Source organism: Bacillus sp. PK6-026 (genome assembly GCF_054161455.1).
This window is the reverse complement of sequence record NZ_CP096418.1, coordinates 4,103,781-4,119,070: the sequence shown is the minus strand read 5'-3', so window position 1 is coordinate 4,119,070 and position 15,290 is coordinate 4,103,781. Positions and strand designations below refer to the sequence as shown.

General features: G+C 47.2%; 12 protein-coding genes. 9 read left to right on the top strand and 3 right to left on the bottom strand.

From position 1 onward, the window contains the following. Positions 1 to 130 precede the first annotated feature (130 nt). Positions 131 to 1,177, top strand: a complete 1,047-nt coding sequence (locus M1D59_RS20985) for a lactonase family protein (protein WP_458117666.1) — start codon at positions 131 to 133, stop codon at positions 1,175 to 1,177. 86 nt (positions 1,178 to 1,263) lie between these two features. On the opposite strand, the gene M1D59_RS20980 is transcribed toward M1D59_RS20985, so the two are convergent. Beyond that, positions 1,264 to 1,611, bottom strand: coding sequence for a helix-turn-helix domain-containing protein (locus tag M1D59_RS20980; RefSeq protein ID WP_026580321.1), 348 nt, complete (start codon positions 1,609 to 1,611; stop codon positions 1,264 to 1,266). A gap of 215 nt (positions 1,612 to 1,826) precedes the next feature. Here M1D59_RS20980 and M1D59_RS20975 point away from each other — a divergent pair, with 215 nt between their 5' ends. From M1D59_RS20975 to M1D59_RS20960, 4 genes are all read left to right on the top strand, one after another. After that, the gene (locus M1D59_RS20975) at positions 1,827 to 2,816 is read left to right on the top strand and encodes an asparaginase (protein ID WP_020453442.1); all 990 of its coding nucleotides are present in this window, start codon (positions 1,827 to 1,829) and stop codon (positions 2,814 to 2,816) included. Between the two features lie 22 nt (positions 2,817 to 2,838). Next, positions 2,839 to 4,266: an aspartate ammonia-lyase gene (aspA, locus tag M1D59_RS20970; protein WP_026580319.1), complete on the top strand. Its 1,428-nt coding sequence runs from the start codon at positions 2,839 to 2,841 to the stop codon at positions 4,264 to 4,266. Between the two features lie 242 nt (positions 4,267 to 4,508). After that, positions 4,509 to 5,906, top strand: a complete 1,398-nt coding sequence (gene nhaC, locus M1D59_RS20965) for a Na+/H+ antiporter NhaC (RefSeq protein ID WP_020453440.1) — start codon at positions 4,509 to 4,511, stop codon at positions 5,904 to 5,906. A gap of 34 nt (positions 5,907 to 5,940) precedes the next feature. Continuing rightward, positions 5,941 to 7,272 carry a malic enzyme-like NAD(P)-binding protein gene (locus M1D59_RS20960; RefSeq protein ID WP_458117665.1) on the top strand — a complete coding sequence of 444 codons (1,332 nt, stop codon included), beginning with the start codon at positions 5,941 to 5,943 and terminating at the stop codon, positions 7,270 to 7,272. Positions 7,273 to 7,289: 17 nt separating this feature from the next. Here M1D59_RS20960 and M1D59_RS20955 read toward each other — a convergent pair whose 3' ends face one another. Next, a complete protein-coding gene (locus M1D59_RS20955) occupies positions 7,290 to 7,679 on the bottom strand; it encodes a DUF1259 domain-containing protein (RefSeq protein WP_458117664.1) in 390 nt (129 codons plus the stop codon). 84 nt (positions 7,680 to 7,763) lie between these two features. Next, complete coding sequence (locus M1D59_RS20950) at positions 7,764 to 8,552, bottom strand: formate/nitrite transporter family protein (RefSeq protein ID WP_020453437.1); 789 nt, start codon at positions 8,550 to 8,552, stop codon at positions 7,764 to 7,766. A 791-nt stretch (positions 8,553 to 9,343) separates the two neighbouring features. On the opposite strand from M1D59_RS20950, the gene M1D59_RS20945 reads away from it, so the two are divergent. From M1D59_RS20945 to cydC, 4 genes are read left to right on the top strand one after another with little or no spacing between them, the layout of a single operon-like run. Beyond that, positions 9,344 to 10,750 (top strand): cytochrome ubiquinol oxidase subunit I, encoded by a 1,407-nt coding sequence (locus tag M1D59_RS20945; RefSeq protein ID WP_020453436.1) that lies wholly within the window; start codon positions 9,344 to 9,346, stop codon positions 10,748 to 10,750. Beyond that, the gene (gene cydB, locus M1D59_RS20940) at positions 10,737 to 11,753 is read left to right on the top strand and encodes a cytochrome d ubiquinol oxidase subunit II (RefSeq protein ID WP_020453435.1); all 1,017 of its coding nucleotides are present in this window, start codon (positions 10,737 to 10,739) and stop codon (positions 11,751 to 11,753) included. Before M1D59_RS20945 ends, cydB begins: the two co-directional genes overlap by 14 nt. Continuing rightward, positions 11,753 to 13,477, top strand: a complete 1,725-nt coding sequence (gene cydD / locus M1D59_RS20935; protein ID WP_039073068.1) for a thiol reductant ABC exporter subunit CydD — start codon at positions 11,753 to 11,755, stop codon at positions 13,475 to 13,477. The genes cydB and cydD overlap by 1 nt, the downstream gene beginning before the upstream one ends. Continuing rightward, positions 13,474 to 15,225, top strand: a complete 1,752-nt coding sequence (cydC, locus tag M1D59_RS20930; RefSeq protein ID WP_224146302.1) for a thiol reductant ABC exporter subunit CydC — start codon at positions 13,474 to 13,476, stop codon at positions 15,223 to 15,225. Before cydD ends, cydC begins: the two co-directional genes overlap by 4 nt. Positions 15,226 to 15,290: the final 65 nt, after the last annotated feature.

The window sequence follows — 15,290 nt, the reverse complement described above, 5'->3', positions numbered from 1 at the left end:
TTATGTTAAGAATATCATAAAAAATTTTTTTTCATGTGAGCGCTTAAGGTTTTTGCATACCAGATCATGATAATTCAGTTTCTGTGAGTTAAAATAGGAATGGACGACTGTCAAAAAAGGAGAGGATCAAATGGCAAAATACAGAGGCTATATCGGAACATATACAAAAGCAGACAGCGAAGGGATTTATACATTTGAGCTTGATACGGAAAAAAAGGCGTTAAGCACGCCAAAGCCGGCAGCAAAGCTGGGCAGTCCGACATATTTGAATATCGCCAAAGACAATGAAATGCTCTATGCAGTGGTCAAAGACGGCGATAATGGCGGGGTTGCCGCATACCGTGTTGACGGCTCCACAGGAGAGCTGACTTTCGTCAACCAGCAGGCCGGGGAAGGACCATCGCCTTGCCACGTCAGCGTCGATCAGAATAACCGCTATGTTCTGTCCGCCAATTACCACAACGGGACGATCATGGCATACCCTTTAAATGAAAGCCGCGGCTTGCTTGAGCCTTCAGCAAAAGTTCAGCATGAGGGAACAGGACCGCATGAGAGGCAGGAAAAAGCGCATACCCATTATTCCGGATTCACACCTGATGAGAAGTATGCAGTAGCCGTCGATCTCGGAACGGATCATATCATTACGTATCAATTGAAAGAGGACCGGCTTGAAGCGGTGAAAAAACACGCAACTGCACCGGGGTCAGGGCCGAGGCATATTGAGTTCCATCCGCAGGAAAAGTATGCGTATGTATTAACGGAGCTGAGCAATGAAGTCATCGTGTTGGAATACAATCCTGATTTGGGTGAATTCAGGGAGATTCAAGTCATTTCGGCATTGCCGGAAGGGTTTGACGGTGCAAGCCAGGGCGGCGCCATCCATGTCACTAAAGACGGCAAATTTGTATACGCTTCAAACCGCGGACACGACAGCATCGCCGTCTTCAGCATCAATGAGTATTCGGGCGAACTTTCCCTGGTTGAACACGTATCAACTGAAGGGGAATGGCCGCGCGACTTTGAGATTGATCCTTCAGAGCAATTTTTAATCGCTTCCAACCAGGAAACAGGGACATTGACATTGTTTGAAAGAGACTGGACAACGGGCCGGCTGACGCTTTTGCAGTCCGGAGTTCCTGCTCCTGAAGCGGTTTGTGTGAAATTTTTACATCAATAAAAGCAAAAAAACTTGACTGGCTAAAAAGGCCAGTCAAGTTTTTTTCTTTTTATAACACTTGCAGCATGCGGTTAACCGCTGTCATTTTACCCCGCATCCAGCTCTTTTTTGACCTTGATAAACGCAACCATCTGCTTGATTTCTTCTTCGGAAAGAAGCGTCCCGTCGACTGCCAGCTTGAGCTTATCCCATTCCGTCAGTTCAATGGCTTCGTTTTTAGCCTTTTCATCCCGGGGATCGTTAACTCTGCCAAGCAAAAAATCAGTGGAAGTATTGAATAAATCAGCGATTTCGATAAGCGCCTCTAAAGAAGGGCGGCGGTAGCCCGATTCATAGCCCGCGTAAGTGCTTTTCGCAATACCGAGGCGGTCGGCAGTATATTGCAATGACCATTTTTTATTTTTTCTCAGTGTTGTTAATCGATCTAAATTCATATCTTACGCTCCTTTTAATACACAGTGATTATAGCACATTATCAGCAAAGGTGTACGCGAAATGAATAAAGTTTCTTGATTATTTCACATTTGAGGACTATAATTGCATTGAAGGTACGCATAAAGCGTATACATTCCTGATGTATCAAGCCTTCTTCGGAAAAACAAAACATGCTTTATACTGTATAAAACTACTTCTTAAAGAGGTGTAGCACATGAAAAAGTTACTGCTGTTGACCACCGGCGGGACCATCGCTTCAGTAGAAGGCGAAAACGGACTGGCTCCGGGGGTTAAAGCGGAAGAGCTTCTCAACTATTTATCTGATGACCATTCTAATTATACGATAGATTGCCAATCTTTAATGGATATAGACAGCACCAACATGCAGCCTGAACATTGGGTGATGATGGCTGAGGCTGTATATGAGAATTACAGCAGCTACGACGGATTTGTGATCACGCACGGAACCGATACGATGGCCTACACCTCGGCGGCGCTTTCATACATGCTGCAGAATATTGATAAGCCTGTTGCGATTACGGGTTCCCAAGTTCCGATTACATTTAAGAAAACGGATGCGAAAAAAAATATTAAAGATGCGGTCCGCTTCGCGTGCGACGGTATCGGCGGAGTTTACGTCGTCTTTGACGGCCGCGTCATTTTAGGCACGAGAGCGATCAAATTAAGAACAAAAAGCTACGATGCATTTGAAAGCATCAATTATCCTTACGTTGCTTTCATTCATGACAAGGAGATCGAGTATAACAAACGGGTTCCCGAAGTGAAGCCAGGCGCTTTGAAACTCGATACCTCCTTAAATACCGATGTTTGTCTGGTGAAGCTTCATCCCGGATTAAAGCCTGAGTTTTTTGATTGTCTGAAAGGTTCATATAAAGGTATTGTGATTGAGAGCTACGGAAGCGGCGGCATTCCTTTTGAGAAAAGAAACATTTTAGAAAAAGTGAACGAGCTGATCGATTCCGGAGTAGTCGTAGCGATTACGACACAATGCCTTGAAGAAGGAGAGGATATGAGCATTTACGAGGTCGGCCGCAAGGTAAACCAAGATGCCATCATCCGCTCGAGGAATATGAACACCGAAGCGATCGTTCCGAAGCTGATGTGGGCACTAGGAAAAACCGGACAACAAGCTGAAGTCAAAAAGATTATGGAAACGCCAATTGCAGACGATATCATCATCTAAAAAAAGAAAGCAGGGTTAAAAAATGAAAACTGAAATGACATACCGGACGGAAAAGGATTTTCTCGGAGAAAAAAAGATTCCGGCCGATGTCTACTACGGTATTCAGACATTGCGGGCAGCGGAGAACTTTCCAATTACAGGATATAAAATCCACGAAGAAATGATCAAAGCGCTGGCAGTGGTGAAAAAAGCGGCCGCGCTTGCCAACATGGAGACAAAACGTCTTTATAATGGCCTTGGAGATGCCATTGTCCAAGCCGCTGATGAGATCCTTGAAGGAAAGCTGCACGATCAATTCATCGTTGATCCGATTCAAGGCGGCGCAGGAACTTCAATGAATATGAACGCGAACGAAGTCATCGGAAACCGTGCACTTGAACTGCTCGGCCACAACAAAGGTGAGTATATTCACCTGAGTCCGAATACGCACGTTAACATGTCTCAATCGACAAACGACGTATTCCCGACGGCGATTCACATTTCAACGCTCAAGCAGCTGGAAAAGCTGCTGGACACAATGGAATACATGCTTGACGCGTTTAAGAAAAAAGCGCGCGACTTTGACCACGTCATTAAAATGGGCCGCACACATCTTCAAGACGCAGTGCCGATCCGCCTTGGGCAGGAATTTGAAGCTTACAGCCGCGTGATTGAACGCGACATCAAACGGATTAAACAATCGCGTCAGCATCTGTATGAAGTCAATATGGGCGCTACCGCGGTTGGAACGGGATTGAACGCGGATCCGCGCTATATTGAAAATGTTGTCAAGCACTTGGCTGAGATCAGCGGTCTTCCGCTAGTCGGCGCTGACCATCTGGTGGATGCGACGCAAAATACGGATGCGTACACAGAAGTTTCGGCTGCATTAAAAGTATGCATGATGAACATGTCGAAAATCGCCAACGACCTTCGGTTGATGGCATCAGGTCCGCGTGCAGGACTTGCTGAGATTTCTCTTCCGGCAAGACAGCCGGGTTCATCCATCATGCCGGGGAAAGTCAATCCGGTTATGGCCGAGCTGATCAACCAAATCGCATTCCAAGTCATCGGAAACGACAATACGATTTGTCTCGCTTCTGAAGCCGGACAGCTCGAACTGAATGTGATGGAGCCAGTGCTCGTCTTTAATCTCCTGCAGTCCATCAGCATCATGAACAACGGATTCCGTTCGTTTACCGATCACTGTGTAGCAGGAATCGAAGCGAATGAAAAACGCTTAAAGGCATATGTAGAAAAAAGCGCAGGCGTCATTACTGCGGTCAACCCGCATCTTGGCTACGAAGCAGCTGCAAGAATTGCAAGAGAAGCGATTTTAACAGGGCAATCCGTCCGCGATCTCTGTCTTCAAAACGATGTGTTGACAGAAGAAGAGCTTGATCTGATTTTGAATCCTTATGAAATGACAAAACCGGGGATTGCCGGGGCTGAACTTTTAAATCGGGATTAAGCTGGAAAAACAGTACGCGAAAACACTCTGAAGCATTTTACCGGGATAGAAACACAGAGTGTTTTCGCTTTCCTTCAATAACTTTATGAAGAGAAAGGACAACAGCGGTGAAGTGGTACCGCGTCAGCCTTTTTCGTGGTATACTGTTCGTTGTTAGTTAAATTTTTAAGAAAAAATTGAAGCAGATTGCTATTTTTATGTAGCTTATTTTGAAAGCGTTTCAATAATAAGGGGGATTTAGGTTGAAAACAGCACGGTTGCCATCAATGTTGGAAATCATTTGTGTATTAGGTGCATTTTTAGCGATAGTTTGTTCATTTACAGTCAAATTTGATCTGCCGATTCAGCTGGCATTGTTTATTTCATGGTTTTTAGTGATTTTGCTCGGTCTGCGCCTGGGGCACCGGTATGAAGATTTGCAAAAATCGATTACAAACGGAATTTCAAACGGACTCGAAGCGATATTGATCCTGATTGCCGTCGGCGCTCTGATCGGTACATGGATAGCCGGCGGTGTTGTGCCGACTTTGATTTATTACGGGCTTGAGTTTATCCACCCGAGCATATTCCTGCTTGCCACGCTCATTATTTGTTCGATCACCTCTGTGGCCACAGGTACGTCTTGGGGTACTGTAGGAACGGCCGGGATCGCCATGATGGCAATCGGTGAAGGGCTGGGGCTACCGCTTCCGCTTGTAGCCGGAGCCGTGCTGTCCGGCGCCTATTTCGGAGATAAATTATCACCGCTTTCCGATAGTACAGTGCTTGCGTCATCCCTTTCAAAGGTCGAAGTGATTACCCATGTCAGAGCGATGTTGTATTTGTCGGTTCCCGCCTATTTGATCACGGCGGTGTTGTTCACCATTACCGGATTTATTTACGGTAGTAAAAATGTCGATTTGCAGAAAGTCGAATTTTTGAAAACTTCTTTGCAAAACACGTTTGATATTCATATTTGGATGCTTGTTCCGGCTGTTATCGTTATCGTTCTTTTGGCCATGAGAAAGCCGTCTGTGCCGACGATCGCGATCGGCGCACTTTTGGGGGCGATCTGGGCTGCGGTCTTCCAAGGCATGAATTTTGCGGATGCACTTGGCACGGCATACAACGGCTTTTCCATCGACACCGGGATCAAATTTATGGACGAGCTCTTAAACCGCGGAGGAATTCAAGGCATGCTCGGTTCGGTCGTCGTTATCATTCTCGGTCTGGGCTTTGGCGGCCTTTTGGAGCACTTAGGCGTTCTAAAAGTGATCGTGTCCAAATTCCAGCAAAAGCTGACTTCTGCCGGCAACGTCACATTCTCGACGATTATCGTCGCTTTCCTGGCGAATGTGTTCGGCTGCGCGATGTACGTCTCGCTCATTTTAACACCGAAAATTATGGAGAAAAGCTATGACAAGCTCGGAATTGACCGGAGGGTACTCTCCAGAAACGCGGAAGTCGGCGGTACGATGACGTCAGGCATGGTGCCGTGGTCAGACAACGGCATATATATGGCGGGGATTCTCGGCGTGTCAACCTTCTCTTATCTGCCGTTCATGTGGCTGAGCTTTGTTTCAATCGGCCTTGCGATTTTGTACGGATACACAGGTAAATTTATTTGGTACACCGATAAAAAAGACTCGCCGGTTCAGTAGCCGATTTTAAAACAATTGATGGAGGTATTCTGTTATGAATGGCAACAATATTATTCGGAATTTGATGCTGGAAATCCCTTCAGCACCAGGAAACCTTGGAAAGGTGACAACGGCGATCGGCCTTGCCGGCGGTGATATCGGAGAGGTTGAAACGATCAAGGTGGGGCCGAATTATACGATGCGGAACATTACGGTTCAAGTTGAGCATGAAGAACAGCTTACCGAGATCCTTGAAGTGATCCGCAACTTAAAAGAAGGCATCCATCTTCATACCGTTTCAGATGACGTACTGGCTGCCCATGAAGGCGGCAAAATCCGTGTGAAAAGCAAGATACCGATTCGCTCGCTCGCTGATCTGCGGCGGGTGTATACGCCGGGTGTCGCGAATGTGTGCGAGCTTATTAAAGAAGAGCCGCAAAAAGCGAATATCTATACAGGCATCGGCAATTCGGTTGCAATTGTAACGGACGGTACGGCCATCCTAGGCTTGGGAGACATTGGGCCTGTGGCGGGAATGCCTGTTATGGAAGGGAAGGCCGCGCTTTTCGACCAGCTTGCAGACATCAGCGGAGTTCCGATTCTGCTTGATACGAATGATCCTGACGAAATCGTGCGGACGGTTAAAAACATTGCGCCCGGATTTAGCGGTATTTTGCTTGAAGACATCGGTTCACCGCATTGTTTTGAAATCGAAGAGCGCCTGAAAAACGACCTGAATATTCCGGTCATGCATGACGACCAGCACGGTACTGCGGTGGTGACACTGGCGGCCGCCATTTCAGCCGCCAAGAGTGCAGGGGTCGATCTGAAGCAGGCCCATGTCGGCCAAATCGGCCTGGGTGCGGCAGGGGTCGCGATCTGCAGAATGTTTATGGCATATGGGGTAAAACGTGTCATCGGAACGGATAAATCGCTTGAGGCGATGGCGCGTTTAGAGAACTATGGCGGCCATGCGGCTGAAAGCATCGAAGAATTGATGGAAAGCTGCGATATCATCGTCGCGACAACCGGCGTTCCGGGATTGATCAATAAGAAATGGGTTCGTGAAGGCCAGGTGATTTTGGCTCTGTCCAATCCGAAGCCGGAGATTGAGCCTGAGGATGCGCTCGAGGCCGGGGCAGCCTACGCTGCGGATGGACGGTCTGTCAACAATGTGCTGGGGTTCCCCGGTATTTTCAGGGGCGTGTTAAATGCCGGAGCGGAATCGATCAGCCACCCGATGCTGGTCGCGGCCGCCGAAGCGATCGCATCCTGCACAAAACAAGGCGATCTTGTGCCTGATCCGCTGAATCCTGATGTTCACGAGATTGTGGCCAAAGCAGTCGAAAGGGTCGCACTTTCAGAAATGGGAAAAATGAACGGATAAAGAAAACAGCTGCTGCTTTATCGCAATACGGATAAAGCGGCAGCTGTTTTTCTTGCGAATGTTAACGGCGGTTCTATAGATTGAAAATGAATATATAAAATATTCGGTTTTGTAAAAATCCAATGATTGTGGAGAGCGCTGATGATGATGCCTTGATCGACAAGCTTTTTTGTAAACAACGGAATTTCTTCAGGCAAAATGGCAACTTCGGCCATATTCAAGGCGATTCCGTTTTGATCGAGCGACTCGAACATGACTTCTTCCATGCCGACTCCACGGCTTGGCCTTCCTTGAATCGTGACGCGCAAATTCCGTTTGATGCTGACAGAACAGACACCGTGTTCAATGTGCGGCTCCCCATTTAAAATATGTCCAAACTGCTGGCAAAGCGAATGAAAACTTTGCATCTGCTGAACCTCCATTTTTAAAGTTACCACGATTTTATGAAGGGAACCCGCATATTTAGAATCCTTTAAAAATGGACAATCTTTTTATTTGATGATTTCTTCACCGCCCGGCTTGTTTGCATAGTGGTACATGAAGCCCATCATAAACGCGCCTCCGATCAGGTTCCCAAGGGTTACCGGAATCAAGTTATGGATTGCGCCTGCAATCGAAATCGTATCCGGATGCTCGGTGACCAGAGAGACGGCAAAAGTGGCCATGTTCGCGATGCTGTGTTCATAACCGGAAATAAAGAAAGTAAAAACAAACAGCATCATAGAGAACATTTTCGCTCCGTCTCCTTTTTGCGCCATCGGAACAAAGAACGCAAGGCAGACTAGCCAGTTACACAAAATCGCTTTGAAGAACAATTCGGTCACCGGCGTATTCATTTTATGTTCCGCCACGCTAAGTATAAAGCCGGTGGAAGAAGGATCCTTAAATAAACCGGTCGCAAAGATGAGGCCTGCGAAAAACACGGCGCCCATTAAATTTCCTGCATAGCTGAACATCCACAGCTTGATAACAGCGGGCCAACGCATTTTTTTACGAAGCGCAGCCAATGTATAATAAAATGTATTTCCCGTAAATAAATCTCCTCCGCCATAGACGATCAGAATAATGGCGCCCCCGAATGTGATTGCTGCAATTGGATATGTGAACGGAGAATGTTCAACATAAAATAGATTCCCCGTTTTAAACGCTACAATGACTCCGAACCCGATAAACATACTGGCCAGCATAGCTCGTAAAAGATAACGAAGCGGGCTTTGCATAAAGATGCTTTGCTTTTTTAAGGCAAGCTCTTCGACTAGAACAAGTGATTTTGATTCCATGTTTTCCACCACCATCAAGTGTTTACTTAAGAAGTATCTATCATAAATACAAACTAAGTATAGCAGGATATTGTGAAACATTTCACAAATTTTGTGTACTTTGTTTGAACAAATGTATGGTTCGATTTTCATAGAATAAACAAGGTATCGTTATTGTTTATTTTTAAGTAATAAATATTCCATCCATTCGTAAAAGCCTGAGGGAGCGATGTTTCAAAGATAGCTCGACAGGAAGGGATACGGCAGCAAGCAGGTTAAATGCGCAGTGCAATCAGCTGGTGCTGTATGAAAGCATAGATGAAGGACGTGCGCAAAAGGCTGAGGGAAGATTTCACAGATTGGACAAAATAGCAGGACTTTCCGTCAGGCGTTTTCAAGCTGAAGGAAAGCGCCAAATTTGTTTAATTGCATATAACGGTATTCTTTTGATCCGCAAGGCTTTGCGCAGAGAATCGCAACCGTTGAATGACAAAATGCTCCGGCGGGAATGAGGGGCATTTTTCTCATGCTGATTTAGTTCTTGTTAACCACAGTGTCACAAAATAGCTATAATTTCTTCGGATAATTGTCACAATGACATCCATAAATTAGGGAATATGTACTTTATTTAAGAAGGGATTCGCGGTAAAGTACAGGTATAAATAACCATCCGGATAATATCGGAACATCAATGTGGGCCAAGGTCACCCTTTTGTCTGTGATCATATTCATAAGATTCATGTGAAACTTTGAGCAAGGGTGATGCCATTCGGCAACGGTCCGGCTAGAACAAAGAGGAGGAGACTGGAACAGTGGACGAACTCATTTTGGCAAGATTTCAATTTGCTTCAACAACGATCTTTCACTTTATTTTTGTACCGATGTCAATCGGGCTTGTCTTTATGGTTGCTTTAATGGAAACTCTATACGTCGTAAAGAAAAAAGACATTTACAGAACGATGGCTAAATTTTGGGGGCACTTATTTTTAATTAATTTTGCAGTCGGTGTGGTCACCGGGATTCTACAGGAATTTCAGTTCGGAATGAACTGGTCGGAGTACTCCCGCTTTGTCGGTGATGTATTCGGCGCTCCGCTCGCGGTGGAGGCGCTGCTTGCTTTCTTTATGGAATCGACGTTTATCGGTTTGTGGATATTTGGCTGGGATCGGCTTCCGAAGAAGATCCATTTGCTGTCCATCTGGCTTGTTTCGCTTGGAACGATCATGTCGGCGTTTTGGATTTTAGCGGCCAACTCGTTTATGCAGGAGCCTGTCGGATTCGCGATCAAAAACGGCCGCGCGGAAATGACCGATTTCTTTGCGATTATTAAAAATCCGCAGCTATGGGTTGAATTTCCGCACGTCATTTTCGGTGCGCTTGCCACCGGAGCGTTTTTCATTGCCGGTGTCAGCGCGTATAAAATGCTGAAAAAACAGGAATTGCTCTTTTTTAAAAAATCCTTTCAAATCGCGATGATTGTGGCGCTTGTTTCCGGCATCGGCGTAGCGTTCAGCGGACATGAGCAGGCCCAGCATCTGATGAAGAGCCAGCCGATGAAAATGGCTGCCAGCGAAGCGCTTTGGGATGACAGCGGTGATCCTGCAGCTTGGACGGTGCTTGCGAACATTGACGCGGACAAGCAGGAAAACAAATCAGAGCTCAGCATCCCGTATGCGCTTAGCTATTTGGCTTATAAACAATTCAGCGGCGATGTGCCCGGAATGAAGACGCTGCAAAAGCAATATGAAGAAAAATACGGAGAAGGAAATTATATTCCGCCGGTGAAAACGACGTTCTGGAGCTTCAGAATCATGGCCGGCTCAGGACTTTTAATGATCGTTGCCGCTTTGACTGGCCTCTATCTCAGCTTCCGTAAAAGACTTGAAACAAGCAAATGGTTTTTGCGGACGATGGTGGCTTTAATCGCCTTTCCATTCATTGCAAATACGGCGGGGTGGATCATGACTGAAATCGGACGCCAGCCGTGGACGGTGTTCGGTATTTTGACAACGGCGCAGTCCGTGTCGCCGAACGTATCAGCGGGAATGCTGCTGTTTTCCGTCATCGCGTTTACAGCGATTTATCTTGTACTGGCGCTCGTTCTTGTCTACTTGTTTGTGCGGGAGATTAAAAAAGGGGCTGCACACCATGACCACCATCATGATGATTCCGTATCGACAGACCCGTTTGATCAGGAGGTTTACCATGGTATCTCTTAATGAACTTTGGTTTATATTAGTCGCTGTGCTGTTCATCGGTTTTTTCTTTCTTGAAGGTTTTGATTTCGGCGTCGGAATGGCGACCAGGTTTCTCGGGCGCAACGAGCTTGAACGGAGGGTGATGATCAATACGATCGGCCCTTTCTGGGATGCCAATGAAGTCTGGCTGCTGACTGGGGGAGGCGCGATTTTCGCGGCTTTTCCAAACTGGTATGCCACGATGTTCAGCGGATATTACATTCCGTTTGTCTTTGTTCTTCTTGCATTGATCGGACGCGGAGTCGCGTTTGAATTTAGAGGGAAAGTCGAAACCGCAAAATGGAAGAAAACATGGGATTGGGTCGTATTTTTCGGCAGCATTCTGCCCCCGTTTTTGTTCGGTGTTTTATTTACCAGTATTTTGCGCGGTATGCCGATTGATGCCGATATGAATCTGCACGCCGGTTTTACTGACTATGTGAACGTCTATTCCGTAACAGGGGGAGTCACCGTTACACTTCTCTGCCTGCTGCACGGCCTGATCTTTATTACGTTGAGAACGGAAGCCGATTTGCGCGACCGGGCAAGACAGCTGGCTAAAAAAGTTGTATTCGCCGTTTTGGCGGCGCTTGTTGCCTTTGTTGCTTTATCCATTTTTGAAACGGACTTGTTCACGGGCAGGGGACATGTGACGATACCTCTTGCGGCTCTAATTGTCGTTTGTTATGTGCTGTCGATCGTATTTATGAAACAAAAACGCGACGGCTGGACATTTGCTATGACAGGGGCTGGGATCGCCCTCACAGTGGCGACGATTTTCACTGCGCTGTTCCCGCGCGTCATGATCAGCTCGGTCAAAAGCGCATATGATTTAACGGTTTATAATGCTTCATCAGGAGACTATTCTTTAAAAGTGATGACGATCGTCGCGCTGTCACTGCTTCCGTTCGTGCTGGGCTATCAGATCTGGAGCTACTATGTTTTTCGAAAACGGGTCAGCAGTAAGGAGCCAATGATTTATTAATGGGAAAAGATCTTTTGCAATATAAAGGAATGAAGCGAATTCTTGCAGCACTCACCGTACTGACATGCATGCAGGGCGCAGCTATTATCATGCAGGCCGAATGGCTTGCTGAAGCGGTGACCCGCCTTTTTAACGGCGAGCGGGTCGGTTCGCTTGTTCCGCTGATCATCTTATTTACCGCCGCTTTTTTATTCCGCCATGCCGTGACCCTTGTCAGGCAAAGGCTGATTTTTGATTATGCCGCCAAGACAGGGGCCGACCTGCGGAAAAAGTTTTTGGAGAAGCTTTTCCAATCCGGCCCCAGACTGGCGAGAAAAGAAGGAACAGGTCACGTCGTCACACTCGCGATGGAAGGAATTGCGCAGTTTCGCCGCTATTTGGAGCTGTTTTTGCCAAAAATGATCAGCATGGCTGTTATACCGCCGGCGGTTGTCTGTTATGTCTTTTTTAAAGACACATCCTCCGCTGCAGTCTTAATGATTACGCTGCCGATTTTAATCGCATTTATGATCCTTCTCGGCTATGCGGCAAAGAGAAAAGCGGACAGCCAGTGGAAGACGTATGAGATGCTTTCAAATCATTTTACTGATTCCTTGCGCGGCCTGGAAACATTGAAAGTGCTGGGCATGAGCCGTTCACATACGAAGAATATTTTTCATGTGAGCGAACGGTACAGGAAAGCGACGATGGGCACGCTTAAAATTGCCTTTCTGTCTTCGTTTGCACTGGATTTTTTCACCATGCTGTCCGTGGCAACCGTAGCCGTTTTTCTCGGTCTCGGTCTTGTTGACGGCACTATCATACTGGAGCCGGCGCTAGCCATTCTGATTCTTGCGCCTGAGTTTTTTCTCCCTGTCCGGGAAGTCGGCAATGACTATCATGCTACGTTGAACGGACGGGAAGCCGGTAAAGCGATCAAGGCGATATTGGAGTCGCCCGGTTTCAAGGATGAGGCGCCTTTGGATCTTGAGCGATGGTCAGACGACGATCAAATCGAGTTCAAGGATGTAGAGGTGCGGCATGATGAGGAGGAAAACTCCTCATTATCCGGCATTTCTCTATCGTTTAAAGGAAAGAAAAAAATCGGAATCATCGGAGAAAGCGGTGCCGGAAAATCTACGCTTATCGATGTGCTCGGCGGTTTCTTGGAAACGAAAAGCGGCGTGATCAAAGTCGGGGGAAAAGAGAGGACGCATTTGCAGACGGACAGCTGGCAAAATCAGCTCCTGTATATTCCGCAGCATCCCTACATTTTTCCGGATACGCTCGGAGCCAATATCCGTTTTTATCATCCCGGCGCTTCTGACGAAGAAGTTGAACAGGCAGCAAGAGCCGCCGGGCTGACGGAGCTGATTGATCAGCTTCCGTCCGGCTTAGAGGAGCGGATCGGTGAAGGCGGGAGGGCATTAAGCGGCGGACAGGCGCAGCGCACAGCCGTTGCCCGGGCTTTCCTGGGCAACCGTCCGATTCTCCTTTTAGATGAGCCGACCGCTCACTTGGATATCGAAACAGAATACGAATTGAAAAAAACGATGCTGAAATTGTTTGAAGACAAGCTGGTATTTATGGCAACTCATCGTCTTCACTGGATGCTTGATATGGATGAAATTATCGTGCTGAAGAATGGACAGGTGGCTGAAACCGGTACACATCAAGAATTGATTGAAAAGCGGGGCGTTTATTACGAGCTTGTGCAGGCGCAGTCGTTTGGAGGTGCATCATGAACAATGAAGACGGGTGGATTCTGCCCTATATCAAGAAAAATATAAGGCTTTTGATCATTGTCGTGTTGCTTGGCGGATTGACGGCATGCTCGGCTGCAGCTCTCATGTTTACCTCCGGTTATTTAATATCCAAAGCGGCTACGCGTCCGGAAAATGTTTTGATGATTTATGTCCCGATCGTAGCGGTCCGTACCTTCGGGATTCTGCGCTCGGTGTCGCGCTATGTTGAGCGATTGACCGGACACCATATCATCTTGAAAATTTTATCCGATATGCGCGTCAGGCTTTACAGGATGCTGGAACCTCAAGCTTTAAAATGGCGTGAACGCTTTCGGACGGGGGATATGCTCGGCATTTTGGCCGACGATGTTGAGCATTTGCAGGACATGTATTTGAGAACGGTATTTCCCGGGCTGTCGGCGCTTCTTTTATATGGCGTATTCATCACTGCTATTGGCTTTTTTTCATGGCCTTTTGCAGGGCTGATCGCGATCTATGCAGCGGTTTTCGTGTTTCTTGTTCCGCTTGTTTCCCTGCTTGTGACAAGGGCGAAAAATGTTGTGCTGAAAAGAGGACGAAGCCTCTTGTACCGTCAGCTGACAGACGCGGTCATGGGCGTGAGCGACTGGGTGTTCAGCGGCCGGCAAAATGACTTCGTCCATGCGTATGAAGCGGCAGAGCAGGAATGGCTGGCGATCGAAAAGAAACGGATGCGCTTCAGTCGTTGGAGGGACTTTGCCATGCAATGCCTGGCGGCAGGACTTGTTCTTCTGATGTTAATATGGGCGGGCGGACAAAGCGCGGAAGGCGCCCTGGCTCCTGTGTTTATTGCAGCGTTTGTCCTTGTTGTGTTTCCTTTGACAGAAGCTTTCTTTCCGCTTTCAGACGCAGCGGCGTCAATCCCTGAGTATCAGGATTCTTTAGAAAGAATGGACGGGCTTGAGCCACCGAAAAGGGAAGAAATTGGAGGCGCTGTTCAGCAGGAACGGGCGGAGGCTGTAGGTTTGGACGATGTCACGCTTCGCTTTGAAGATGTTTGTTTTTCTTATGAAGAAGGCCATCCGGTGTTGGACGGTGTTTCATTTATATTAAAGCAGGGGGAAAAGACCGCTTTGCTCGGGCCGAGCGGCGCTGGTAAATCGACGATCTTGTCGTTAATACAAGGGGCGCTCGCTCCTTCTAAAGGAAACATTACATTGAACGGCATTTCTGCGCAGTCTCTTCAGGGAGAAATCTCACGCGCAGTCTCCGTTTTTAATCAGCAGCCGCATCTGTTTGATACGACGGTTTTGAATAATATCAGGCTCGGAAACCCTGACGCGAGCGATGAGGACGTGTATTGGGCGGCGCGCCAGGTGAAGCTTCACGATTATATTCAGTCTCTACCCGAAGGATATCATACATCTGTTCAGGAAACGGGCATTCGTTTTTCAGGCGGAGAACGTCAGCGGATTGCATTGGCGCGGATTCTGCTGCAGAATGCGCCAATCGTTGTATTGGATGAACCGACTATAGGTCTTGATCCTAAAACAGAGAAAGAGCTTCTATCAACGATGTTTCAAGTGCTTGATGGAAAGACGGTTCTATGGATTACACACCATTTGGCAGGAGCCGAAGCGGCCGACCGGATTCTGTTTTTAGACAAAGGGAAGCTTGCAATGGCAGGGAGCCATCAGCAGCTTTTGGAAAACAATCCGCGCTATTCAAGACTTTATCGTCTGGATGCGCCTGTCGGCCGGCATTCTTAGTAGAAAACCGCAAAAGACAGCTTCAAGTCGAGAAGCTGTCTTTTTTTATATGGCCCGCTCATCAA

What these genes read in the sequence shown, in the direction of transcription:
- M1D59_RS20985 (WP_458117666.1), top strand. Translation starts at nt 131, where the DNA reads ATGGCAAAATACAGAGGCTATATCGGAACATATACAAAAGCAGACAGC.
- aspA (WP_026580319.1), top strand. Translation starts at nt 2,839, where the DNA reads ATGAAAACTGAAATGACATACCGGACGGAAAAGGATTTTCTCGGAGAA.
- cydB (WP_020453435.1), top strand. Translation starts at nt 10,737, where the DNA reads ATGGTATCTCTTAATGAACTTTGGTTTATATTAGTCGCTGTGCTGTTC.
- M1D59_RS20960 (WP_458117665.1), top strand. Translation starts at nt 5,941, where the DNA reads ATGAATGGCAACAATATTATTCGGAATTTGATGCTGGAAATCCCTTCA.
- M1D59_RS20975 (WP_020453442.1), top strand. Translation starts at nt 1,827, where the DNA reads ATGAAAAAGTTACTGCTGTTGACCACCGGCGGGACCATCGCTTCAGTA.
- M1D59_RS20955 (WP_458117664.1), bottom strand. Translation starts at nt 7,679, where the DNA reads ATGCAAAGTTTTCATTCGCTTTGCCAGCAGTTTGGACATATTTTAAAT.
- cydC (WP_224146302.1), top strand. Translation starts at nt 13,474, where the DNA reads ATGAACAATGAAGACGGGTGGATTCTGCCCTATATCAAGAAAAATATA.
- M1D59_RS20950 (WP_020453437.1), bottom strand. Translation starts at nt 8,552, where the DNA reads ATGGAATCAAAATCACTTGTTCTAGTCGAAGAGCTTGCCTTAAAAAAG.
- M1D59_RS20980 (WP_026580321.1), bottom strand. Translation starts at nt 1,611, where the DNA reads ATGAATTTAGATCGATTAACAACACTGAGAAAAAATAAAAAATGGTCA.
- cydD (WP_039073068.1), top strand. Translation starts at nt 11,753, where the DNA reads ATGGGAAAAGATCTTTTGCAATATAAAGGAATGAAGCGAATTCTTGCA.